Here is a 22,754-nt window from a genome sequence, read left to right as displayed (position 1 = left end):
GATGTGGACATGGCGCAGGAAAGAGCCGGGCTCGCCCTCGGAGTCGCCGGCACCGGCCACTCTGCCGTCGGCCCGGGCCGAATGGCGGGCCCTGCCGCCGATCCAGCGCGTCGTCGCCGAGCATCCGCTGATCAACCCGGTGCAGCGCTTCAGTTCCTCGCTGACGTCCTGGCGGAGCCCTGCCTACCTGGAGCAGCTGGGCCATCGGGTCGGCCCGGCCGAACCCGCGGGTGTCATCGATGGTCTGGCGCGGACGGCCGGGACCCCCGCGCCGGACATGCCCGTCGTGCAGCGGTCGGCTCGCAAACGCGGTGTGCTGTCCCGGTTGTGGGGAATGTCGGTGCAGCGCGCCGCCGAACCGGATCCTCCGGAATCCACGACCGTGGCGCCGCGCGAGGAGGCGGTGGCCGAAGAGCCCTCGCCAGAAGAGCCCTCGCCAGAGGGGCCGGGGCCGGCTTACGATCCGGCGCCCGCATTCGTACTGCCGTCCGTGGCTGTCCGGCCGCGTGAAGCCGACCGGCCGTCGATGCCGTTGACGTCCGCCGAACCGTCGGTGATCCCGGCGAGCCCGCCGGTGAGGACGGTCCAGGCGGTCCGGCCGGAAACCCCGATGGCGCCGCTTCATCCGCCGGGCCCGGCGGACGAGCAGTCCTCTGTGGACAGTCCGGATGATGTCGAGCCGGCAGCGGTGGACACTCCCGCACCGGAGCCCGACCTGGCCGACACCGGCTCTGTCGAGACAGCACCTGTCCCGGCACTTCCGCTTCCCGCGCCGCCACCCGTCGTCGAACCGGCCGCCTCGGGAAAGACGCCGCCCGGTGAGCCGGTGCGGTCCGCGCTCCCGGTCGTCCAACGGACCGGGCAGGCCGGGACATCGCCGCGACGGCTCGGACTCGGCGCACCGATCGTGCCGGAGCCGGGTGAGACGCGGACGCCGGTTCCGCAGCCAGCCGAGCCGGCCGCCGTCGAACCCGAAGTGCCCGTACCGGCAGCCGAAGACCGCGCCGCGGACACGGATGCGCCCCTGACGGGCGCCGTCGAAACCACCGCGGTTCCCGCGCCTCTCGCCGAAGAAACCGCACCCGTCGCGGACGACGCTCCGCGCCCGGTCGCACGGATCGCGGAGGGATCGGACCGGAGCCCGGCGGCGGCGTCGGTCGAGACGCCGACTCCGGGCGGTTCGGCGTCGGTATCGGTGTCGCGGGCGTCCGCGACGGAGCCTGTCCAGCGTTCGAGCATCGGACCGGCGCTGCCGTCGCGGCCGCCGTCGCCGACGCGACAGGACCCGCAGTCGTCCGGTGCTCCGGTCTTCAAGCCGGTGCAGCGTCTCCGTGACGACTCGCCGGGGAAGTTCGCAGAAGAGTCGCAGATCACGGCCTCCCGGGCGGTCTCGCCGCAACCGAGCCTGCCGATGGTCCCCTTGTCACGATCTTCACCGATCACCGCGTTCGATGCACTCGAAGCCGCGGAACCACCCGGGATGCCGGGCGGCTCAGCGAGTACTGCATCAGCACCGGATCGGACGGCACCGACGTCACCACTGCCGGTGGCGCGCGCCGTCGACAACGTGGCCGCGTCATCACCCGTCCCGGCGACGATTCCGGCGAGCAGGCCGACGCTCACCGCCCCGGCCGACGAGAGGCGGGGTGAGAGCGCACAGCTACCCGCGCTGGCCGTGTCCCGGGTGGTCGAGGCTCGGCGAAGCGCGAGCAGCCCGCTGCCGTCGGTCCGGGTTCTGGACGGCTCGGCACCGCCGGAGGTCCAGCGTGCCCACGAACCGAGCCTTGCCGTCGCGGAGCCGCACGCGACCAGGACGGTTCTTCTGACACCGGCCGCCGGCCAGGAGGCCGGGGGAGTGGCTCACCCGCTGAGGGCGGCACTCCCGGTCTCGAGAATCGCCGATCGCCAGGACCCGGCCCCGCGGCCATTTTCGCCACGCACCGGGAATCCGGTGAGCGCCGAGGGAACCGCACCGTTGCCGGTGGCGGGGATCGTCGAAGCGACCCCACCCGGGCAGAACGGCCGACCCTCCACAAGGGACGTTTCGCCCACTGTTCGCCGCGCCGCGCCGGGCGAGCGGGCCGATCACGGCAAGAGCGTCGTGCTCGACCTGCCACCCGTCGTCGTGACGCGACAGGCGGAGGCCTCGGTCGTCCAGCGCGAGCCGGAAGCAGCACCGCCGGAACCCGTCGCACCGCCGGTCGGGGAACCGGAGCCCGCGGCGCCGTCGGTGGCGGGGCCGTCGGCGGTGGCCGCACGGGCCCCGCAACCGGAGACCGAGGAACTCGTCAAGAAGCTGTTCGACCCGCTGCTCCGGCGACTGAAGACCGAACTCCGCCTCGACCGTGAGCGCCGCGGCGCGCTCACCGACCGCCCGCACTGAAGGAGAAGCCGATGCCGGACGCGGAAGAAGCCGTCGCCGTTTGTTACGTCGTCAAACTCGACGACAGGAACCTCGGCAACCTCGGCGCCTTCAGCAGCTGCGAAGGGCTGGGCTGCGAGTTCGTCATGGAGCAGCGGGAAGAGGGCGGCAACAACGGTATGGTCTGGCAGCTCCCGACGCGGATCAAGTACTCCAACGTCAAGCTTTCCCGCCCGGTCACCGAAGCCAGCTCGCAGATCACGAAATGGTTCGCCGACATGGCGAGCGGCATCGAGCGCAAGACCGCGACCATCGAAGCGCGCACCCTCGAAGGCGCCGTGATCGCCAGCTGGTCGTTGGAGGGTGTCGTCCCCGTGCGCTGGAGCGGGCCGCAGCTTTCGCCCGACTCGCCGAAGGTCGCCACCGAGACCCTGGAACTGGCCCACCACGGCTTTCTCAGCCCGGCGAGGAAGGGCTAGCCATGTCCTCGCCCGTCACGTTCACCTCCGCCGGATCCCAGCCACCGGCGGCGTACGGCTCCGGCGAACCGGCGCCGAACAACCTCCAGCGCGCCCTGCTAGAGGTCCGCAAGCCGCCGCAGTCCGGCGGCACCGGGCAGCCCGGCGCCAAGCTGTTCGAGATCAAGTTCCAGTTCAACCCCAAGGAACTCTCGCTCACCAAGAACGCCAAGTGGGGCCGCGACCCGCAGCGGAACGCGAAGAAGAGCGGACCACCCGAGTTCAAGGGCTCGGACCCGTGCAAACTCGCGCTGGAGATGTTCCTCGACGCCACCGACAAGATGGACGACGCCGTCGTCAAGAAGGTCGAGCAGCTCTTCACCTGCTGTGTCGCCACCGAGGAAAGCCGCCAGCACGGCAAGGGTTCTCCGCCGTGGGTGATCTTCAAATGGGGCGGCATGACCGGCTTCCCCGCCTATGTCGCCGGTGTCACCGCGAAGTACACGCTGTTCACCCCGTCGGGCACTCCCGTGCGCGCGGTCTGCACGGTGAACCTGGAGGAGATCGCGGGCGAGCTGAGCGGTCAGAACCCGACGTCGGGCGCGCTGGCGGCGCGGGACACCCATGTTTTCGTCGCCGGTGATTCCCTGCAGGCGGTGGCGTTCCGTGCCTATGGCGACGCGGGGAAGTGGCGCGCGATCGCCGACGCCAACGACATCGACGACCCGATGCGACTGCGGCCCGGCACCCGGCTGCTCGTGCCGGCGCTGGAGGAACTCGATGGCTAACGAGAGCTTCGCGAACAATCTCGTCGTCGAGGTCGACGGCGGTCCGCTGCCCGACGACGTGAAGACGCTGTTGTCCTACGCCTATGTCGACGACAGCCGGAACCTGCCGGACATGTTCGTCCTGCGGTTCCGCGACTCCGGGCACGTGGTGCTGGACAAGGGGAAGTTCAAGGTCGGCGCGGAGGTCAAGCTGAAGGTGCAGACCTCCGATCCGGAAGCGCCGCAGGAGCTGCTTTCCGGCGAGGTCACCGCGGTCGCGATCGACCTCGACCGGATCGGCACCTTCACCGAGGTGCGCGGCTACGACCACGCGCACCGGCTGTTCCGCGGCCGCCGGGTCGCGGTCTACCCGGGGATGAGCCTCGCCGATGTCGTCACGAAGGTGACCCAGCGGGCGGGGCTGAAGGCCGGCAAGATCGATCCGGTCCCCGGTGTCGGCGGGCGCCCGCATACACAGTTCAGCCAGGACAACGTCAGCGACTGGGAGTTCTTGTCCCGGCTGGCGGAGTCGGTCGGCGCCCATATCGCGGTCCGCGGCGGCGCGCTGAACTTCAGCCTGGCGGAGAAGCCTTCGGCGGCACCTGCCACCAGTGCGAAGGCCCACACCGACCCCTTGGTGCTCGAGGCGCACCGGACCCTGGTCAGCCTGCGCGCCAGCGTCACCGCGGCCGAGCAGGTACCCGAGGTCGAGGTACGCGGCTGGGACTTCGAACGGAAGCAGGCCGTGGTGGCCGTCGAAAGGCCGAAGAACGCGGGGGCCGAGGTCGAGGGCGTCGACCCGGTCACGCTCGCGAACAAGTTCGCCAGCCCCAAGTACGTCTCGGCGGATACGCCGCGCCGGACTCAGGCCGAGGCGAAAGCGGCGGCGATCGCGCTGTCCGAACGGCTCGGCGGCGCCTGCACCGAACTCGACGGAGTGGCCAAGGGCAACCCGAAACTCCGGGCGGGCGCGGCGGTGGCGCTGACCGGTGTCGGCAAGCCGTTCGCCGGCAAGTACACGCTCACCAGCACCCGGCACCTGTTCAACGCGGAAGTCGGCTACACCACCGAGTTCGCCGTCTCCGGACGGCAGGAACGCTCCCTCTACGGCCTGGTCGCCGGTGGCCACAGGACATCGACGTGGGCCGGAGTGGTACCCGCGGTGGTCAGCGACGCGAAGGATCCCGCCGGGCTCGGCCGGGTCAAGCTCATCTTTCCCTGGCTGGATCGGGACTTCACCAGCAACTGGGCGCGTACGGTGCAGCCCGGCGCAGGGAAGGGGCGGGGCTCGATGGTCCTGTCCGAGGTCGGTGACGAGGTGCTCGTGGGGTTCGAGCACGGCGACTTCGAAGCCCCGTACGTCCTCGGCGGGCTCCACAACGGCGCCGACGTGATCCCGAAGTTCACCGCGTCGCCGGTCGACGGCAACAGCGGCGAGATCGCCGTGCGGGGCTTCGTCTCCCGCGAGGGCCACAAGCTCGAATTCGCCGAACAGGACGGCATCGTCGTCGCTTCCGGGGACGGGAAGCTGGTGGTCAAGCTGGACCAGAAGAACCAGATGATCGAAGTGACCAGCGGCAAGGGTGTCACGGTGAAGGCGCGGAACGGGGTGAGCATCGACGCGGGCGCTGGTCCGCTGGAGCTCAAGGGCCAGAAGGTCTCCGTGAAGTCGGCGACCGAGGCGACCGTCGAGGCGGGCAGCAGCCTGAAGCTGTCGGGTACGGCGGGCGTCCAGGTCGAGGGCGCGACGGTTTCGGTCAAGGGGCAGGGCCAGGCGGAGCTGAGCGCGAGCGGCATCGTGACCGTGCGCGGCAGCGTGGTCAAGATCAACTGAGGGGAGTGGGCATGCCACCAGCCGCGAGGGTCGGCGATCCGACCGGGCACCCAGGCGTCATCGCCGGGCCCGGTGTGCCGACCGTGCTCATCGGCGGGATGCCCGCCGCCACCGTCGGCACGTTGCACACCTGCTCGTTCCCGCCGCCCGCGGTGCATCCGCCGACGCCGGTCGCACCGCCGGGTTGCCCGACGGTGCTGATCGGCGGCCTGCCCGCGGCGCGCATGGGCGACCTGGCCGCCTGCGGCGCGCCGATCGTCATGGGCTGCCCGACCGTCCTGATCGGAGGCTGAGGTGGACTTTCTCGGCAGGGGACTGGCGTTCCCGGTGCGCACCGACGCGACGGGTTCGATCGCCTTGGTCGGCGGAGAACGCGAGGTCGTCGAGAGTATCCGGCTGATACTGGCCACCGCTCCCGGTGAACGGCCGATGCGCCCGGAGTTCGGCTGCGCGGTGCACGATCTCGTGTTCGCGCCCGCCGACGCGGCCACCGCCGGGCAGATCGCGTACGAGGTGCGCACCGCGCTGGAGCGGTGGGAGCCGCGGATCACGCTCACCGACGTCGTGGTCGGGTTCGCCGAGGCCGACCAGGGCACGCTGCTGATCGACATCAGGTACCAGCTGCGCGGCACCAACGACCCGCGCAACCTGGTCTTCCCGTTCTACGTCATCCCCGCGCACGAGTCCGTTCAGGACGGTGCGTGATGTCGCTGCCCCTGCCCAACCTGGATGACCGCCGGTTCCAGGACCTGGTCGACGAAGCGAAGAGCCTGGTCCAGCGCAACTGTCCGGAATGGACGGACCACAACGTCTCCGACCCGGGCGTGACGCTGATCGAAACGTTCGCGCAGATGGTCGACCAGCTGCTCTACCGGCTCAACCGGGTGCCGGATCTGCATTACCTGCGGTTCCTCGACCTCATCGGCGTGCGGCTGTTCCCGCCGGCCGCCGCGCGCGCGGACGTGACGTTCTGGCTTTCGGCGGCGCGTGACGCCCCGGTGGTCGTCTCCGCGGGAAAACAGGTCGCCAGTGTGCGCGACGAGGCCGAAGACCCCGTCGTGTTCACCGTGGAGCGGACCCTGACGATCGTGCCGTGTGCGCTCACCGGCCTGGCGACCGGCGGGACCGACACCGGTGTGCCGCAGGTCGACCGCACCGACGAGCTGCTGGTCGGCGGCGAACCCGCGTGTTTCGCCGAAAGCCCGGCTCCCGGCGATGCCGTCTACTTCGGACTGTCGGACGCCGTACCCGGCTGCGCGGTGCTGCTGCGAGTGGACTGCGAGGTCGAGGGACAGGGCGTCGATCCGCACGACCCGCCGTGGGTGTGGGAGGCCTGGGACGGGCACGGCTGGGCCGCCGGTGAGGTCGACCGGGACAGTACAGGCGCGTTCAACCGGTCCGGGGACGTCGTTCTGCACGTGCCGCCGGGGCACACGGTGTCGGTGCTCGCCGGCAGGCACGCGGGCTGGATCCGGTGCCGGTTGACGGAACCGAAACAGCATCAGCCGTTCTTCCAGCGGTCGCCGAGGCTGCGCTCGGTCGAGGCGTCGACCATCGGTGGCACGGTCGGCGCGGTGCACGCCGAGGTCGTGCGCGGAGAGATCGTGGGCACCTCGGACGGCGTGCCCGGACAACGGTTCCCGCTCGGCAGGCGTCCGGTGGTCGCCGGTGGGGACGAGCTGATCGTGGAGGTGTCCGGTCCCGGCGGCTGGCAGGAGTGGACGGAGGTGTCCTCGTTCGCCGAGTCGGGCCCGGACGATCGGCACGTCCGGGTCGACCGGGTCGCCGGCGAGATCGCGTTCGGCCCGGCCGTGCGCCAGCCCGAGGGCGGCATCCGGTACTACGGTGCCGTTCCGGCCAAGGCCGCCGCGATCCGGGTGCCCGCCTACCGGGCAGGCGGCGGGCGGCGGGGGAACGTCGCACGCGAAGTGCTCGAGGTGCAACGGGATCCGATCCCCTTCGTCAGCGGAGTGGTGAACCGGCGTCCGGCGACCGGCGGGGTGGACGGCGAGTCGGTGGAGGACGCGGCGGTACGCGGACCGCTGCTGCTGCGCACCCGCGACCGCGCCGTCACCGCCGAGGACTACGAACAGCTCGCGCGCGAAGCGGCCCCCGAGGCGGCGAGGGTGCGGTGTGTGCCCGCGCACGGCGCCGACGGCCGCGAGACCGGGGCGATCCGCGTCCTCGTCGTACCCGCCGTTCCCGACACCGGTGAGCTGAAGTTCGCGACGCTGATGCTCGAACCCGGGATGCGCACCCGGATCGAGCGGTATCTGGACGAACGCCGCTGTGTCGGCGCCCTCGTGTCCGTGGAAGCGCCGTTCTACCACGGGGTCACGGTCGTCGCCCGGTTGAGGTCGCGCCGCCGGACCACCCCCGGCGCCCTCGGCTCGCGGGCGACGCAGGCGCTCTACGCCTACTTCAACCCGCTCACCGGCGGGCCGGACGGCGATGGCTGGCCGTTCGGGCGGCCGGTGCAGTCGGGTGAGGTCTTCGCGGTGCTGCAACGGCTTCCCGGTGTCGAGCTGGTCGAGGACGTCCGCCTGTTCGCGGCAAATCCGGTCACGCGGGAACGCGGCGAGCAGGTCGACCGGATCGATCTGCCGCCCCACGCGCTCGCGTTCTCGTTCGGGCACCAGGTCCGGGTCCGGGAGAGTGGCGGATGAGAGCGGCCGTGCCCGGGCTGCCGAGCCCCCACCCGATCGGCGAGCAGCTGCCCTCGGTCTACGCCGAGGACCGGTTCGTCCAGGGTTTCACCGGTGCGCTCGACGAAGTGCTCGCACCGGTCTTCGCCACGTTGGACAACTTTTCGGGCTATCTTGACCCGGCACTGGCGCCGGAGGACTTCGTCGGCTGGCTGGCGCACTGGGTGGCGTTGCGCGTCGACGAAGGCTGGAGCCCGGACCGGCTGCGTGAACTCGTGCTCCGATCGGTCGAGCTGCATCGGTGGCGCGGCACGCAGCGCGGGCTCGCCGAGCACGTGCGACTGCTGACCGGCGGCGCGGTCGAGGTGACCGACAGCGGCGGTGTCGTGGCGTCGCCGGAACCCGGAGCGCCGCTCCCGGACCCGGGACCGCCGTGGGTCCACGTGCGCGTGCGGGTGCCCGAGCGGGAGCGGATCGACGAACGAGGGCTGACGGCGACGGTCGTGGACGCGGTACCCGCCCACGTTCGCGTCACGGTCGAAGTGGTGGAGGGGTAGCGGATGGTCATCTACCGGGAGTGCGGGCATCAGGGCCCCGCCGACGTCGAGTTCTGCGGCGAATGCGGCCGGTACCTGAAATGGGACGACGAGGAACCCGCCACGGTGCGCCAGCCGGCCGCCCAGCAGCAGCTCGTGCAGCCCGCCGAACAGCTCGCTCCGGTCCGGCAGCCTCAGCAGCGGACGGCCGAGGAACAGGTTCTCCGCCCCGGTGACCTGATCTGCGGCAGATGCGGCAAGGGCAACGTGCCCACCCGCAACTTCTGCGGCCGTTGCGGCGCGTCCCTCGCCGAGTCGGAGGTCGTGAAGACCTCATGGTGGCGACGGCTGTTCGGCCGCGGTCCCCGTGAGCACAAGGCGGGGGAACGGCCGGGCAAGGACGGTGTCCGCCGTCGGGCCGGCCGTGCCGGTGCCGCGCGACGCCGCGCCGGCAAGGCCGTCCGCCGGGTGATCGCCGTGATGCTGGTGCTCTCGGCGCTGATCTACGCGCTCTACCAGCCGTTCCGGGGCGCGATCAACACCGCCGCGCTCGGCCTGTGGAATCAGGCGACGGGGATCTTCGAAACGAAGCTGAACCCGGTCCGCCCGAGCAAGGTGACCGCGAGCGCGCAGTCGCCCGCCCATCCGGGAAACCTGGTCAGCGACAACGCCAAGAACACCTTCTGGTCGGCGGCCGCCCAGAGCGAACCCGTGCTGGTGTTCACCTTCGACCGGCCGGTGGACCTGCGGAAGGCGATCGTGCATTCCGGTGACGGTGCGAACTTTCAGGCCGCGCACCGGCCGAAGACCCTGCATCTCGTGTTCTCCACCGGCAAGACCTACGACATGGTGCTGGCCGACACGCCGGACGCGCAGGAAGTCCCGATCGAGAACAGCGCGGGGGCGACCGGCGTCGAACTGCACGTGGTCGGGCTGCATCGCTCGCTGGACGGCATGGACGTCGCGATCTCCGAGATCGAGCTGTTCGAGGCAGGCTGAGGAGAGGCGAATGGCTTTTGCAGCGTCAGTGGACACGACTGCCTCGTCAGATGTCGCGAAAGCCACTTTCGCGACGTGTGATGTCCCGAAAGTGGCTTTCGCGACGCGATCGCGGCCGGGGCCACGAGCGGACCGCCCACCTCACCGGACCTCTTTGCCTTGTCCCTCAAGGGCTTCCGGAAGCCACCGAGGAAGGACCGGATGACCATGCGCCCGAACCGAGCGGTGGCGGCGATCGCCTTGGTCGCGGTGCTGGGCGGAGCGGCGATCACCGGGGTGTTCGCGCCGACCGCGGCGCAGCAGCCCGCACCGCCCGCCGCGCCCTACCGCGTCGGCTACGTCAGCGCCGCGACGACGGATTTGGCCCAGGCCACCGGCGAGGGCGCGGTGGCGGCGCTGCCGCCGGGCGCCGGGGGCGTCGATTCCGACGCGTCCGCGGGCACCGGCGGCCTGGTGTGGGTGAGCAAACGCGCCGTCCGCGACGGTGCCGAGCGGGACGGCGAGATCTGGTACCTGCGGGACGGCGCCCGGGTTCCGGTGCGCCTGACCGACGACGCGACCGCCGACACGCGTCCGGCGTTGTCGCCGGACGGCTCGTCGGTGGCGTTCGTGTCGGAACGCATGGGCAGCAAGGACATCTTCGTGATCGGCGTCGACGGCCGCGGTCCGCGTCAGGTGACCTCCGGACCGGCGGCGGACGATTCGCCGAGCTGGTCGCCCGACGGCGGCCGTCTCGTGTTCAGCGGTACGGGCGAGGACCCGGCCGGCGACCTCTACACCGTGCCGGTGAGCGGCGGCGCGCCGACTCGCCTGACCGCCGACCCCGGCGCGGACACCCAGCCTGCCTGGGCTCCCACCGGCTCCCGGATCGCGTTCACCACCACCAGGTTCGATCCCGCCGGGGACGTCGTGGTCATGGCCGACACCGGTGGCGCGCTCACCCGCGCGGTGCCGGAGCCCGGCGACTCGGCCGAGCCCGCGTGGTCGCCGGACGGTGCGCGGCTGGCCTTCACCACACGGCAACCGGATCCGCTCGGTGACGTCAAACAGGTCACCCTCCCCGGCGGTCAGGTCTCGGTGATCTCCGCGCTGCCCGCGGTCGGCGAAAGCGAACCGACCTTCCGAGCCGGTGGGCAGCCGGTGTTCACCCGGCTCCGCGGTGGGGACACCACCGACATCTGGAGCGCGGACGCGCGCGGCGGCGACCGCCGCGACCTCACGAACCGGCCGGACGCCGACGAAGCCGATCCTTCCTTCTCGCCGGACGGGACTTCGCTGGCCTACACGGAATTCGGCCCCGGTGAGTTCCGGAGCAGTCAGATCGTCGTGGCGAACGCCGACGGTGGCGCACCGCGACCGCTGACCGGTGGGGGCGACGGCAAGCGGGAGCGCCATCCGGCATGGTCGCCGGACGCGACGAAGATCGCGTTCACCCGGACCGTGTCGATCGGCGAGGGTTCCGACAGTTTCGTGCGGATCGTGCGTGTCGCGGACGGCCGTCTTCTCGGCGACATCCCCATCCCGGCGCATCTGCGCGGGGACGACTCGCAGCCGGTGTGGTCGGCGGACGGCACGAAGATCACGCTCACCCGTGCGGCCACGCTGATCGGGCCGCCGGGACCGTCCAGAGTGGACCCCGCGGTGGTGGACGTCCCGGTCGGGCGCGGCGGGTCGGCGCGGATCGCCAAGACGGTGCGGACCGACCGGATCCGGTCCCTGCCCGATGTCGTCCTGCTGATGGACCAGACCGGCTCCATGGGCGGGGAAGACGGGGTGATCGAGCAGGTCAAGACGAACCTCGGCCAGGTCATCGACAGCGTGCGGGACCGCGAGAAGGAAGCGCACTTCGCCGTCGCGGCGTTCGGTGACGTGGGCGACGACAAGGGCCAGCCCATCCCGCGGTCGTTCTATGTTCAGCAACCGCTGACCCCGGCGGGTACCGACGCCGAGCGGAAGCTGCTGTCCGACGCGTTCGCCCGGATCGAGGCGAGGGGCGGCGGAGACACCGCCGAGGACTGGCTGCTGGCCTTGCAGAAGGTCGCGACCGGAGCCATCACCTTCCGCCCCGGCAGCAGCCGGATCCTCGTCCTGGTCGGAGACGCGGCGAGCCATGAAGACCCACCGGAGAAGGGTTCGCCGGTCCGGTCGGCGGTGATCGCCGCGCTGAACGCGGCGGAGATCAGCGTGGTGGCCGTGCCCGCGGTCACCGGCGGGTCGAGCGAGGATCGTGACCACGGCCTCGACGCGCGAGGACAGGCGACCGCGATCACCAAGGCGACCGACGGTGTCCTCACGCCCGGCACCGACGCCGGCCAGATCGCGCGGGCGATCATCGACGGCATCGGCGACCTCCCGGTCAGCGTCCAGCCGGTGAGCTCCTGCGATCCCGGCCTCACGATGACGTTCGATCCTCCGGGCCCGCAACGGGTTCCCGGCGGCACGGACGCGCGATTCGTCGAAACGGCGACGGTGTCCCCGACGGCCGCACCGGGTTCTTTCCTCCGCTGCCGGGTGGAATTCCGGGTGAACGGGGAGACCACCGTGCGGCCGGGCTACACCGAGAACGTCACCGTGCGCGTCAAAGATCCGGCCCTGCCGCTGATCACCCTGCACGACCGGACGGTGACCGGAACCGGCCCCACGGTGATCGAGTACCCCGTGAGCGCGGTGGACGCGGACGGGACCCCGCTCACTCCGAGCTGCACGCCCTTGTCCGGCAGCCTGTTCCCGGTCGGGGCCACCACCGTGACGTGCACGGCGGCCGGGAGGAACGGCACCGCCGTCGAGACCGCGGTCATGGCCGTCGTCCCGCCAGGAGAAACCCGGCGGAAGACGGTGTGGCAGGTCGCCCTGACCCAGCCTTCGCCCGACGTCGTCGTGCCGGGAGACCAGCGTGACCTTTCGTCGCTGTTCGGCCCCGGCTGCGGTGCGGGGGAGGAAGGAGCGGCGGACGTCTCACCGGACGGTGCCACCCTGGCGTTCCAGAGCGGCAACGCGCTGATCTGTGTCGCTCCCGCCGTCGGCGGGCCCGCCCGGATCCTGGTGCAGCGCACGGGATTCGTCGACGATCCGGCCTGGTCGCCGGACGGCGGGCTCGTCGCCTACACGAATTTCCCGGGTGAGTCCGCGCCGCAGGTCGCGGTGGTGCCGTTCACCGGCGGCGAGAGCCGGATCCTGATCGACGGCCCCGGCGGGGCCGAACAGCCCGCGTTCCAGCGGATTCCCGACCTCGCCGTGAGCGCGACCGCCGTGCCCGCCGCGATCCCGTTCGAGGGGCTCACCACGTTCGAGTTCGTCGTCACCAATCGCGGTCCCACCGCTTCACCCGTGGTGGGCCTGTTCGTCCGGCTGACCGCCGGTCTGCGGCAGGCGGCGGTCGTGCCCACCAAAGGCACCTGCACGCCCGAACCGGTGTGCGCGTTCGGCACGCTCGTTCCGGGGGAGGAGGTGAGGGTGCGGTTCAGCGCGACCGGCCTGGCCGCCGGAGCGCAGGCGGCGGCCGGCACGGTCACCACGACGGGCCATGACGCGGACCCGCGGGACAACTCCGCGACGGCGGTCGTGACGGTCGGTGAAAAGCCGGCGCCACCGGTGACCCCCGGATCCTTGTCGGTCGGCCTGGCGGTCTCGGCGGTCCCGCTGTTCGTCGGCGGTGCCGACGTGGTGCTGACGTACTTGGTGCACAACGGTTCCCCGGCCGCGATGCCGGGCGTCCGGCTCGTGACCCAGCTGCCATCCGGGCTTCCCGCTACTTCGGTCACACCCGGCTGTGCGCCGGGCGGCGGCAGTTGCGCGCTCGGGACGCTGGCGCCCGATCAGACTGTGGCGGTCCGGATCTCGTTGGCCGCGAAGGCCGCTTTCGACGGCCCGGTGTCGGGCACGGTGAGCACGACGGGACCGGACGGCAACACCGGTGACAACACGGCGAACGCGCGGGTGGTGGTCCGGCAGCCGGTGGTCGAGCTGGATCCGAAGATCGGCACGCTCGGCTTCGTCCCGCGGGTGCGGGGAACGGACTTCCCGCCGGGCGCGGTGGTCCGGCTGGCCTGGTCGGCGGGCATCTCCGCACCGGGACTGGTCACGGTCCGCGCGGACGGAAGATTCGAGGCGCCGTTCTTGCTCTTCCACCACGACCTGATCGGCCCGCGCACGGTGAACGTGACCTCCGTGGGCGGCGTGAAATTCGGGACGGTGCGGTCGGAGCCGATCCTGGTGGTGCTCCGCACCCAGCAACCGCCGTTCATCACCCGAGGCTGAGGAGAGGCGACACTGAGCCTTTGCCGACCTGGTGAGGGGGCTGGCCGGCGGTTGTGCGGCGTGGCGTGCGGCCCGGGAGTGGATGTGCCAGCACTGCGGCCGTCGTGGACAGCTTGGTGGGGGCGGTGGTAATGGTGGTGCCCACCGTCCTGGGCGGACGGATCGATCGCGTCGCCTTCGCGGTTGGAGTGTCCGACACTCCTACGTCCGACCTGTTCCCTAGAGTCCGGCGGGTGAGTGAGAACGAAGCGTTGGATCAGACCCGCCGAGACTACGACGAGGTCGCCGAGTTGTACGACGACATGGTGCGACAGGGCGACCAAGTCATCGATGCGCTGTCAACAGGGATGATCAACGCCTTCGCCGACCTCGTCCGCGCCGGTGGGTCGGTGGGTGCTGTGGTCGATGCGGGTTGCGGTCCGGGACAGTGGACCGATCACCTGGATCGAGCAGGTATCCGGGCTTACGGGATCGATCTGTCACCGGCCATGGTCGCGATCGCCCGCCGGTATCGTCCCGACCTGCGCTACGAGGTCGGTTCTATGCTCCATCTCGACGCAGGGGACGAGTCGATCGCGGGCATCCTGGCGCACTTCTCGTTGATCCACACGCCGCCGGACCTGCTTCCGCGCGTCCTGACCGAGTTCGCCCGAGTGGTAGAGCCGGGCGGCCCCCTGCTGATCGGTGTGCAGATCACCGACACCGCAGACGCCAATGGTTGGGTCCCGTACGACCACAGAGCCTCACCGGCGTATCTGTGGACCCTCGACGCGCTCGCCGACCGACTGCGCGAGCACGACTTCGCCGAGCTCGGACGCCTGCGAATCGTTGCTCCGGCGCCAGGCAAGCCCCCCGCCGGATACCTGCTGGCGCGCCATGACGCCAGAAGTGACGAATGAATTTTGCCGACCTGGGCGGGCAGTCGGCGGTGTGCAGCGTGGCGTGACCTCGAATGGGTCCTGCGGAAGATCCGCTCCAGCCCGAACACCGCCCACCGGCTCATCGCCGCAGTTCAGACCCTCATGATCGCCGGCGCATGATCAGGTTGGCAAAGGCTCACTGCCCCAATGGGCAACGACCGGCGCACGGCCGCACACCCGTCCGCTGGTGCCGGGCCCGGCCCCGGACGCGCAGACTTCCGGGTATGGGAGCAACGGCGACGCTGTCCGAGGCGGGCCTGGTCGCGGAACCGGGTCAGGAGACCAGCTGCTCGGTGACCATCCGCAATGCCGGGCGGGTCGTCGATCAGTTCGCGATCGAAGTGGTCGGCGACCCGGGTGCCTGGGCCATCGCGGAACCGGCGACGGTGAACCTGATGCCGGGGGAGGCGGGGACGGTCGTCGTCCGGTTCTCGCCGCCGCGGTCGTCCGAAGTCCAGGCCGGGCTGATTCCCTTCGGTGTCAAGGTCTTCTCGAGCGAAGACCCGGCAGGATCGGTGGTCGAGGAGGGCACTGTCCAGCTCGCCGCCTTCACCGAGGTGACCGCCGAAGTCGTTCCGGCGAAAGTGGAGGCCGGTTCCAAGGCCGACTTCGAAGTGGCCGTGGACAACCGCGGGAACCATCCGGTCGCCGTCGAACTGAGCGCGCTCGACCCCGAGGACGAACTCGACTTCCAGCTCGAACGGAACCGGGCCGACCTCGCGCCGGGGACGGCCGCGTTCGTCCGCCTGCGGGCCCGGCCGCGGAAACGGTTCCTGCGCGGGCAACCCGTCCGCCACCGTTTCCAGGTGTTCGTCATCGCCGACGACGCCGAACCGCTCAAGACCGAAGGCACCATGGTGCAGCGCCAGTTGCTGCCCAAGTGGTTGCTGCCGGCGCTGGCCGCGCTGCTGGTGGTGTTGCTGGCCTTGGTGGCGCTGTGGTTCACCGTGCTGAGGCCCGCGGTGAAGTCGGCCGCCCGGGAAGCCGCTCAGGAGCAGAACCAGGAGGTGATCAAGGCGGCGCAGGACGCCGGTGGCGCCGCGGGTGAGGCGAAGAAGGACGCCGTTCAGGCCAAGCAGAACTCCGTAGACGCGATGAAGGCCGTCGGGCTGACCCCGCCGGCCGACGGCACGGCTCCCGGCCCCCGGCCGTCGAACGGGGTCCCCAACCCGGCGGGCAACGGCGCCGGGACACCGACCGACTTCCGGGTGGCGGCGGACGCGGCCGTCGACTCGAACGTCAACCGGTTCGCCGAATTCCCCTACACCCTGCCGGATGCCGCGAAAACGTTGGTCATCACCGACCTGATCCTGCAGAACCCGCGTGGCGACAACGGAACCCTGCGGTTGTTGCGCGACGCCGGTGGCACCAAGACCGTGCTGCTGGAAGTCGGGCTCGCGAACTTCCGGGACCTCGACCACCACTGGTTGCAGGCATGGCGGTTCGCCCCCGGGGAAAAGATCGTGCTCGCCGTCAGCTGTCAGACACCGGGCGACGGAAGCCGTTGCACCCCGTCGGTCTCGTTCTCCGGCCGAGTCGAATGAACCGGCTCAGATCAACCCCTCGCGCAGGGCGAACGCGACGGCATGAGCGCGGTTGCGGAGCTGGAAACGGTTGGTGATGTCGTGCAGGATCGACTTCACCGTCCGCTCGGAGTAGCTCAGCCGGTCGGCGATCTCCTTCGTCTCGAAACCGTCGGCGATCATCCGCAGCACCTTGGTCTCGCGCTGCGACATCCCGGCCAGATCCCAGCCGTTCGGTTGCAGCACGTCCCGCTGCAACCGGGACACCCGGGACAGCAGACGGCCGAGCAGATCCGGCGGCAGCGCGCCTTCCCCGGCGGCCGCGGCCTTCACCAGCCGCACCAGCGTGTCGGGGGTGGCGTCGGCCCGGCGGATGATCGCGGAGACACCGTTGCCCACGACGTCCAGCAATTCCGAGTCGTCCACCTCGCCGGCGACCAGGACGATTCCCGCGCAGCCGGCGCAGTGGAGGCTGCGCAGCAACTGCCGCGCCTCCTCGTTCAACCGCTCGACGATGACCAGGACGACGGCCTGCTCATCGGAGTCGCCGGCGAAACGGATCTCAGGACGTGAGCGCAACGCGGCGGTGACACCCGCGTGCGTGATGGTGTCGGTGGCATGAAGCAGCACCGGGATCTGGTCGACGAGCATCGGTGAACCCCTCCCCGCAACGGCGTTTCGTCCTTCTCAAGGATCGTGCGGACCGGGTTCCGCGAACAGGGATCCGGAGTCCCGATATGTCCCGTTTTGCTACTCCGATCGGGCAACGCCTGTCTTCCTGACCTTGGCGATGGCCTGGGCCCGGTCGGTGACGTGCAGCTTGCGGAAGATGTGGGACACGTGGTTTCGCACCGTTTTCGGGCTGAGCACCAGCCGGTCGGCGATGGAGGCGTTCCCCATGCCCTGCGCGATGAGCCCCATGATCTCCCGTTCGCGCGCGGTCAGCCGTGGAAAGGACTCGTCGCGCGGGGTCTCCGTGCCCAGCAGCGAAAGCACCCGGTTCGCGATGGCCGGGCTGAAGATCGCCTCGCCGTCGCCGATCACCCGTACCGCGCGGACGACCTGCTCGTTGCGCGCCCCTTTGAGCAGGTAGCCGCGCGCACCCGCGCGCATGGCGGCGAACACCGCGGCTTCGTTCTCGAACATGGTCAGCATGAGCACACCGGTGTGCGGGCAGGCGCCGACGATCCGGCGGGTCGCCTCGACGCCGTCGAGGTCCGGGAGGTTCAGATCCATCAGGACGACGTCGGGCTCCGCTCTGCCTGCTTCCGCGACCGCGGTGAGACCGTCGGGAGCCTGGCCGACGACCTCGATGCCGTCGGTACCGTCGAGCATCGCGCAGATGGCCGTCCGGAAGGCGGGATGGTCGTCCACCACGAGGACACGGAGGGGCGGGAACATCGCTCACTCCTTGGTGGCGAGCGGCAGCCAGGCGGCGATCCGGGTGCCGCCCGAGGGCGCCGGCTCGATCACGCAGCCGCCGCCGAGGTCGACGGCGCGTTCCCGCATCGAACGCAGTCCGGTCCCGCCGACCACGGGCAGCGCCTCGCCGCCCGCGCCGACGCCGTCGTCGACGATCTCCACGCGCAGATCGCCGTCCAGCGGCCAGAGGCGCACCGCGCACTGCCGGGCACCGGAATGGCGGGCGATGTTCACGAGCGCCTCGCGGATGATCCGGTACGCGGTGACCTCCACCTCGGCCGACAGCGGCGGCAGCTCACCGCGGACCTCGACCGTCACCCCCAGCGGGCCGTGCTCGGCGGGCACCCGGTCGGCGAGCATCCCGGCATACCGGCGTACGGCCGTGACGAGGCACGTTTCGTCGAGCGCGGGCGGTCGGGCGTCGGTCACGATGCGGCGCAATTCGGTGATGGCGCCGTGGAGTTCCTCCTCGAGCCGGGCCAGGAGCCGCTCGGCCCCGGCCCGGTCGCGGACGAGCAGTTCGCGGGCCGCGCGCAGCCCGAGCACCGCCACGGCGAGTGTCGGCCCGAGGCCGTCGTGGAGATCGTTGAGCACCGTCTTGAGCCGGTTTTCGTATCCGGAAGGATGAACGACGTCGGTGACGACGAAGGTCCGGCGCATTTTCTCCCCCGTCCGGCGGCATGACCTGGGTCCCTTGGCATCCGGGGGAACCAGCTCTCGGCAAGGTGACGCAACCGTCAGCCCCTAGCGCGTAGCGTTCTGGTCACTCGCAGTACTAGTCGCGAAAGGCCGTCCCGGCGTTTCCCCGCCTGCCGCCGGCCCGGGTAACGGTTTGGGGCCGATACGAAAACCGCGCGAACAGGGGCCGGCCATCCCCGCGATGACCGGCCCCGGTGTGGTCGGCCCGCTCAGGCGGGGGGTTCCTCCTGGAGGGCGCGGACCTCGACCTTGCTGCGCAGCGCCCGCGAGGCCTGTTTGGTCCATTCGATCGCGACGTCGTCGTTTTCGGCTTCGATGATCCAGAAGCCGCCGAGGTACTCCTCGGCCTCGACGAACGGGCCCGGCGTGAGCACGGGGGTGTCCCCGGAGTAGTCGACCGTGGTCGCGGTCGACGGGGGCTGCAGGCCGCCGGCGGTCACGAACGCGCCCGCCTCCTCGAGGGCGGTGTTGAACGCGCCGACCTCGGCGATGATCTCCTGCAGCTCCGCGGGGTCCATGTTCTCCATCGTCGGCTCCTCGGCGGAGTCGTGCGGGAGGCTCAGGAAGTACTTCGTCATGGTCGTCTCCTCGTCGTTGGCGATGCCGGAAACGCTAGGAGAGGCCCACCACCGGCGAATCAGTCATCGTGACTGGTGTCCGGGAAACCGGTGACCGCCGCCTGCCGTCAGACGAAGCCGGCCAGCTCGGCGCGCGCGGTGACGCCGAGCTTCGGATAGGCCTTGTAGAGGTGGTGACCGACGGTCCGCGGGCTGAGGAAGAGCTGTGCGGCGATCTCCTTGTTGGTGTGGCCGGTGGCGGCCAGCCGTACGACCTGCAACTCCTGCGGGGTCAGCAGGGTGAGCGGGCCGCCGCGCCGAGGCTCGTCGCCCCGCTCGCCGAAGGCGGCCAGCTCGCCGCGGGCACGCTCGGCCCAGAGCGCCGCGCCCAGGTCCTCGAACGCGGACGCCGCCGCCGCGAGATGGGCGCGGGCCTCGGTACGGCGGCGCCGGCGGCGCAGCCACTCGCCGTAGACCAGCTGCGTACGGGCACGCTCGTAGGGGCCGCCGTCCCGCTCCTGGAGCCGCAGCGCTCCGGCGTACAGCGCGTCGGCGTCGCCGTCGTCGGCCAGCAAGGCCCGGCAACGCAGGACGAGCCCGGTGGCGACCGGGCGGTCGACGTGCTCGGCCCAGTGCCGGAACTCCGCCAAGGGCCCGTGGGCGCGATCCGGCTCGCCGCCGCGCACGGCGGCCTCCACCAGATCCGGCACCGCCCGGACCAGGAGGTCGCGGCTCGCAGGTCCCCGGGACACCCTTTCGAGCCGGTCGAGTGCTTCGCCGAACCGCCGGGCGGACAGGTCGAGCATGCCGAGACCCCAGTCCGCGATCTCGGCGTTGACCCGGTGCCGGGTCCGGGCTCGCTGGAGCACCTCCTCGGCGAGGGCTCGGCAGCGTGACTCGTCGCCCGACACGGCGTGCAACCACACCTCCACCGAACGGTGGGCCAGGTGCTCGGTCGTGTTGCCGAGTTCGGCGCTCACGGCCGCGCCTTCCGCCACGCACGCGCGGGCGTCCGCGAACTCGCCGCGGAACAGCCGCGCCACGGCGAGCACGTTCAGGATGTACGGGACCCACCCCAGCGTTCCGGTGGCCCGTGCCTCGGCCAGCATGTCCTCGGTCCCGGTGAGGACGCCGTCGTCGTCGGCGAGCATGAGCCCGCCGATCGCGGCCGTGATGCGCTGCATCAGATCGTTCCCGCCGCCGGGTGAGGCGGTGTAGAGAGCGCGCATCGGTCCGACGGCCCGCTCCGGGCGACCGGCGAAGAGCTCCGCCCACCCGAGCAGGGCGTCGACGACGGGTGCCCAGTGTTCCGGCGGGCCGAACCCGCGCATCAGATCCGCCGCACGCCGCAGGAGGTCGTGCGCCGCTCCGTGCCGGGCGGCGTGCGCGGCTTCGTAGAGCGTGAGCGCGGCGCGCTCGGGGTCGATGTCGCGCACCAGCGCGGCGGCCTCGAGCGTCAGCTCCGCGTCGGCCCGTGGCGAGGTGCGTTCGTACTCCACGGCGCCACGGGTGTAGATGGCGTCGGCCCGGACGCCGATGTCGGTGGTGAGCGCGAGCGCTTCGGCCGCCAGCCGGGCGGCGCGGTCGGCCTTGCCCGCGTCGAACGCGGCCTGGCTGGCGCGGCCGATACGCCGGGCCTTCAGCTCCCGGTCGGCGCTGAGCCGGCCGGCGCGTTCGTAGGCCGCGCACACCGCCATCGCGCCGCCTCGGTGCCAGGCCCGCTCCGCCACGCCTTCGAGTTCCGCCGCCACCGCCTCGTCGGGTTTGGTGGTGGCGGCGGCGAGGTGCCAGGCCCGCCGGTCGGCATCGGCGTCCGCGCGCAGCGCTTCGGCGTACGCGCGATGTACCTCGATCCGCCGGTGCAGCGGCGCGTCCTGGTAGGCGGCTGCCCGTACCAGGGGGTGGCGGAACGTGATCCGGCCGTCGATCCGGAGCAGCCGGTCGCGTTCGGCGGGCGCCAGGTCGCCGGGCGCGCCGCCGAGGGCTTCGACCACGTGCAGGATCGTCGCGAGCGGCGCCGCCGTGTCCGCCGCCGCCGCCAGCAGCGCGCGCTGGGTGGGTTCGGGAAGCTCGACGATCTGGCGGCGGAACGCCTCCTGCACGCGGCGGGTCACCGGCAGCGGGCCGACCTGCTCGGCCGGGTCGGACTCGTCGGCGTCGCGTGCCGCGAGCCGCGACGACCCGAGTTCGATGATCGCCAGTGGATTGCCGCCGGACTCCGCGAGGACCCTCGCCCGCACCGGTTCGGCGAGTTCCGGAGCGTGGTCGTCCAGCAGCCGGGTGGCGTCGGGCGCGGCGAGGCCGGACAGATCCACGGCCTCGACGCCCGCGAGTTCGACCGGCGCCGACGTCTCGCGCACCGCGAACAGCATCGCGATCGGGTCGGCCACGAAGCGGCGGGCCGCGAACAACAGCGCCTCCACGGAACCCTGGTCGAGCCATTGCAGGTCGTCGACCACGCACAGCAGAGGGGCGTCCTCGGCCAGCGCGGCGAGCAACGACAGGGTGCCCGCGGAGATCAGGAACCGGTTGGCGTCGTCTCCCTCGGCCAGGCCGAACGCACACCGCAATGCCGTCGCCTGGGGAGTGGGCAGGGCGTCCAGCCGATCCAAGTGCGGGAACAGGAGTTGATGCAGACCGCCATACGCGAGCTCGGAGTCGGACTCGACCCCCGCCCCGCGGACCACCCGCACGCCCTCGGCTTCGGCGATCGACACAGCGTGGTCGAGAAGAACCGATTTCCCGATGCCCGCCGCACCCCGCAGCGCCAGCACGCCGCTGCTCGCGGCACGCGCGTCCGCGAGCAGGCGGTGAACCCGCGCCAGCTCGGCGTCCCTTCCCCTCAGCGACATTCGGTCACCCTAAAGGGCGACCTGATCGCCGCGACGCCTTCCCGGCTCCAGGCGGACAGGCCCTGCTCGATGCCCGTCGCCGCGAAGAGCGCGACTCCGGCCGGAAAATCGGCAAGGGTTGAAACCCGACGCCGCCGGGTACCTCAAGATCCATGTGGATGGTGCTGGTGACCCCGATGGTGATCATGGCGTTCGCCCTGATCATGGAACGTGTCGAAGTGACCGTCCCGGTCGCGAGACCGCGCCTGTCGGTTCCGGCCGGCTCCCGTCCGGCGCGCCAGGCGCGACCCGCGGCCGTTCAGGTGCTGGCGGTCGACCGCGCGCCCTCGTTCGAAGTACGGGGTAGCGCGAAGGCGGCGTAGGCGATCCCAAGCCGGCACAGGAAAATCCATTGTGGACTCCGACTCCGGAGATCCTGTCGCGCGAGCCGCCCGTGCTCGCGGGTAGAGCGGTCGGCCGCATGAAGCCGTGGGGATTCCCGCTGTGCCGCCGCCCTTTCAGTCGAAGTCGGCGTCGCCGTCCCCGTCGGAGTCACTGTCGCGGTCGGCGTGTCCGTTGCTGCTGTGCGACCCTTCGCGGAATCCGGCGATCGCGACACCCGCGCTCGCCAGCCCCAAGACGCCGTAGACCAGCCCGAGCAGTATGCGGGTGAAGATGCCGGTGGTGGGCTCACCCGCGCCGTTCACGAAGGCGATGTCGCCTGTCATGGTCAACACGGCCAGGACTGTCAGGCCGGCCCCGAACAGGAACCCGGCCACACGGCCCATCGGGCCCCAGAAGCTCGGAGCGGGCTTCTGTCCCTCAGGCATGGCCACGACGCTACGCGGACTCCGCCGCCTGGTGCACCGCTGACCGGAGTGACCGGGACGCGCGGCCGCCGTTCGGATTCCCTGTCCGGGGCCGGACGGTCCACTTCGGACGGA

The 22,754-nt window shown here is 71.2% G+C and carries 19 protein-coding genes; 13 read left to right on the top strand and 6 right to left on the bottom strand.

All coding sequences use genetic code 11. The features are described 5' to 3' along the window. Position 1 precedes the first annotated feature (1 nt). From CVV72_RS13440 to CVV72_RS13385, 12 genes are all read left to right on the top strand, one after another. Positions 2–2,383, top strand: a complete 2,382-nt coding sequence (locus CVV72_RS13440) for a hypothetical protein (protein WP_219152759.1) — start codon at positions 2–4, stop codon at positions 2,381–2,383. A gap of 11 nt (positions 2,384–2,394) precedes the next feature. Further along, positions 2,395–2,841: a phage tail protein gene (locus CVV72_RS13435; RefSeq protein ID WP_219152758.1), complete on the top strand. Its 447-nt coding sequence runs from the start codon at positions 2,395–2,397 to the stop codon at positions 2,839–2,841. A gap of 2 nt (positions 2,842–2,843) precedes the next feature. Beyond that, positions 2,844–3,608 (top strand): LysM peptidoglycan-binding domain-containing protein, encoded by a 765-nt coding sequence (locus CVV72_RS13430; protein WP_219152757.1) that lies wholly within the window; start codon positions 2,844–2,846, stop codon positions 3,606–3,608. Beyond that, on the top strand, positions 3,601–5,421 hold the full coding sequence (locus tag CVV72_RS13425) for a VgrG-related protein (protein ID WP_219152756.1): 1,821 nt from the start codon (positions 3,601–3,603) through the stop codon (positions 5,419–5,421). The genes CVV72_RS13430 and CVV72_RS13425 overlap by 8 nt, the downstream gene beginning before the upstream one ends. Before the next feature lie 11 nt (positions 5,422–5,432). Further along, the gene (locus CVV72_RS13420) at positions 5,433–5,714 is read left to right on the top strand and encodes a PAAR domain-containing protein (protein ID WP_034307364.1); all 282 of its coding nucleotides are present in this window, start codon (positions 5,433–5,435) and stop codon (positions 5,712–5,714) included. A gap of 1 nt (position 5,715) precedes the next feature. Further along, the gene (locus tag CVV72_RS13415) at positions 5,716–6,126 is read left to right on the top strand and encodes a GPW/gp25 family protein (RefSeq protein WP_219152755.1); all 411 of its coding nucleotides are present in this window, start codon (positions 5,716–5,718) and stop codon (positions 6,124–6,126) included. Beyond that, positions 6,126–8,087: a putative baseplate assembly protein gene (locus tag CVV72_RS13410; protein ID WP_219153941.1), complete on the top strand. Its 1,962-nt coding sequence runs from the start codon at positions 6,126–6,128 to the stop codon at positions 8,085–8,087. The genes CVV72_RS13415 and CVV72_RS13410 overlap by 1 nt, the downstream gene beginning before the upstream one ends. After that, a complete protein-coding gene (locus CVV72_RS13405; protein ID WP_219152754.1) occupies positions 8,084–8,623 on the top strand; it encodes a phage tail protein in 540 nt (179 codons plus the stop codon). Before CVV72_RS13410 ends, CVV72_RS13405 begins: the two co-directional genes overlap by 4 nt. A gap of 3 nt (positions 8,624–8,626) precedes the next feature. Beyond that, positions 8,627–9,601, top strand: coding sequence for a zinc ribbon domain-containing protein (locus CVV72_RS13400; RefSeq protein WP_219152753.1), 975 nt, complete (start codon positions 8,627–8,629; stop codon positions 9,599–9,601). Between the two features lie 201 nt (positions 9,602–9,802). After that, positions 9,803–13,858, top strand: coding sequence for a DPP IV N-terminal domain-containing protein (locus CVV72_RS13395; RefSeq protein ID WP_255632674.1), 4,056 nt, complete (start codon positions 9,803–9,805; stop codon positions 13,856–13,858). Between the two features lie 233 nt (positions 13,859–14,091). Further along, entirely contained in the window at positions 14,092–14,757 is a 666-nt protein-coding gene (locus CVV72_RS13390) for a class I SAM-dependent methyltransferase (RefSeq protein ID WP_219152752.1), read from the top strand. Positions 14,758–15,002: 245 nt separating this feature from the next. Then, positions 15,003–16,322: a hypothetical protein gene (locus CVV72_RS13385; protein ID WP_219152751.1), complete on the top strand. Its 1,320-nt coding sequence runs from the start codon at positions 15,003–15,005 to the stop codon at positions 16,320–16,322. Between the two features lie 6 nt (positions 16,323–16,328). On the opposite strand, the gene CVV72_RS13380 is transcribed toward CVV72_RS13385, so the two are convergent. From CVV72_RS13380 to CVV72_RS13360, 5 genes are all read right to left on the bottom strand, one after another. Next, positions 16,329–16,952, bottom strand: a complete 624-nt coding sequence (locus CVV72_RS13380) for a response regulator transcription factor (protein WP_219152750.1) — start codon at positions 16,950–16,952, stop codon at positions 16,329–16,331. Positions 16,953–17,051: 99 nt separating this feature from the next. Next, positions 17,052–17,702, bottom strand: coding sequence for a response regulator transcription factor (locus tag CVV72_RS13375; RefSeq protein ID WP_219152749.1), 651 nt, complete (start codon positions 17,700–17,702; stop codon positions 17,052–17,054). Positions 17,703–17,705: 3 nt separating this feature from the next. Continuing rightward, positions 17,706–18,383, bottom strand: coding sequence for a sensor histidine kinase (locus CVV72_RS13370; RefSeq protein WP_219152748.1), 678 nt, complete (start codon positions 18,381–18,383; stop codon positions 17,706–17,708). Positions 18,384–18,631: 248 nt separating this feature from the next. Further along, entirely contained in the window at positions 18,632–19,000 is a 369-nt protein-coding gene (locus CVV72_RS13365) for a YciI family protein (protein WP_219152747.1), read from the bottom strand. A gap of 107 nt (positions 19,001–19,107) precedes the next feature. After that, positions 19,108–21,831, bottom strand: coding sequence for an AAA family ATPase (locus CVV72_RS13360; protein WP_219152746.1), 2,724 nt, complete (start codon positions 21,829–21,831; stop codon positions 19,108–19,110). Positions 21,832–21,989: 158 nt separating this feature from the next. Between CVV72_RS13360 and CVV72_RS13355 the strand changes: the two genes are divergently transcribed. Next, on the top strand, positions 21,990–22,193 hold the full coding sequence (locus tag CVV72_RS13355) for a hypothetical protein (protein ID WP_219152745.1): 204 nt from the start codon (positions 21,990–21,992) through the stop codon (positions 22,191–22,193). A 135-nt stretch (positions 22,194–22,328) separates the two neighbouring features. Here the strand turns inward: CVV72_RS13355 and CVV72_RS13350 are convergent, their stop codons facing one another. Further along, positions 22,329–22,640, bottom strand: a complete 312-nt coding sequence (locus tag CVV72_RS13350) for a hypothetical protein (RefSeq protein WP_219152744.1) — start codon at positions 22,638–22,640, stop codon at positions 22,329–22,331. Positions 22,641–22,754: the final 114 nt, after the last annotated feature.

The organism is Amycolatopsis sp. TNS106, from assembly GCF_019330265.1.
Lineage (GTDB): Bacteria > Actinomycetota > Actinomycetes > Mycobacteriales > Pseudonocardiaceae > Amycolatopsis > Amycolatopsis lurida.
This window is presented reverse-complemented; position numbering and strand designations above follow the sequence as displayed.

Coding starts and splice junctions, on each gene's coding strand:
- CVV72_RS13440 (WP_219152759.1), top strand. CDS start 2: ATGTGGACATGGCGCAGGAAAGAGCCGGGCTCGCCCTCGGAGTCGCCG.
- CVV72_RS13435 (WP_219152758.1), top strand. CDS start 2,395: ATGCCGGACGCGGAAGAAGCCGTCGCCGTTTGTTACGTCGTCAAACTC.
- CVV72_RS13430 (WP_219152757.1), top strand. CDS start 2,844: ATGTCCTCGCCCGTCACGTTCACCTCCGCCGGATCCCAGCCACCGGCG.
- CVV72_RS13425 (WP_219152756.1), top strand. CDS start 3,601: ATGGCTAACGAGAGCTTCGCGAACAATCTCGTCGTCGAGGTCGACGGC.
- CVV72_RS13420 (WP_034307364.1), top strand. CDS start 5,433: ATGCCACCAGCCGCGAGGGTCGGCGATCCGACCGGGCACCCAGGCGTC.
- CVV72_RS13410 (WP_219153941.1), top strand. CDS start 6,126: ATGTCGCTGCCCCTGCCCAACCTGGATGACCGCCGGTTCCAGGACCTG.
- CVV72_RS13405 (WP_219152754.1), top strand. CDS start 8,084: ATGAGAGCGGCCGTGCCCGGGCTGCCGAGCCCCCACCCGATCGGCGAG.
- CVV72_RS13400 (WP_219152753.1), top strand. CDS start 8,627: ATGGTCATCTACCGGGAGTGCGGGCATCAGGGCCCCGCCGACGTCGAG.
- CVV72_RS13395 (WP_255632674.1), top strand. CDS start 9,803: ATGACCATGCGCCCGAACCGAGCGGTGGCGGCGATCGCCTTGGTCGCG.
- CVV72_RS13385 (WP_219152751.1), top strand. CDS start 15,003: ATGGGAGCAACGGCGACGCTGTCCGAGGCGGGCCTGGTCGCGGAACCG.
- CVV72_RS13380 (WP_219152750.1), bottom strand. CDS start 16,952: ATGCTCGTCGACCAGATCCCGGTGCTGCTTCATGCCACCGACACCATC.
- CVV72_RS13375 (WP_219152749.1), bottom strand. CDS start 17,702: ATGTTCCCGCCCCTCCGTGTCCTCGTGGTGGACGACCATCCCGCCTTC.
- CVV72_RS13370 (WP_219152748.1), bottom strand. CDS start 18,383: ATGCGCCGGACCTTCGTCGTCACCGACGTCGTTCATCCTTCCGGATAC.
- CVV72_RS13365 (WP_219152747.1), bottom strand. CDS start 19,000: ATGACGAAGTACTTCCTGAGCCTCCCGCACGACTCCGCCGAGGAGCCG.
- CVV72_RS13360 (WP_219152746.1), bottom strand. CDS start 21,831: ATGTCGCTGAGGGGAAGGGACGCCGAGCTGGCGCGGGTTCACCGCCTG.
- CVV72_RS13355 (WP_219152745.1), top strand. CDS start 21,990: ATGGTGCTGGTGACCCCGATGGTGATCATGGCGTTCGCCCTGATCATG.
- CVV72_RS13350 (WP_219152744.1), bottom strand. CDS start 22,640: ATGCCTGAGGGACAGAAGCCCGCTCCGAGCTTCTGGGGCCCGATGGGC.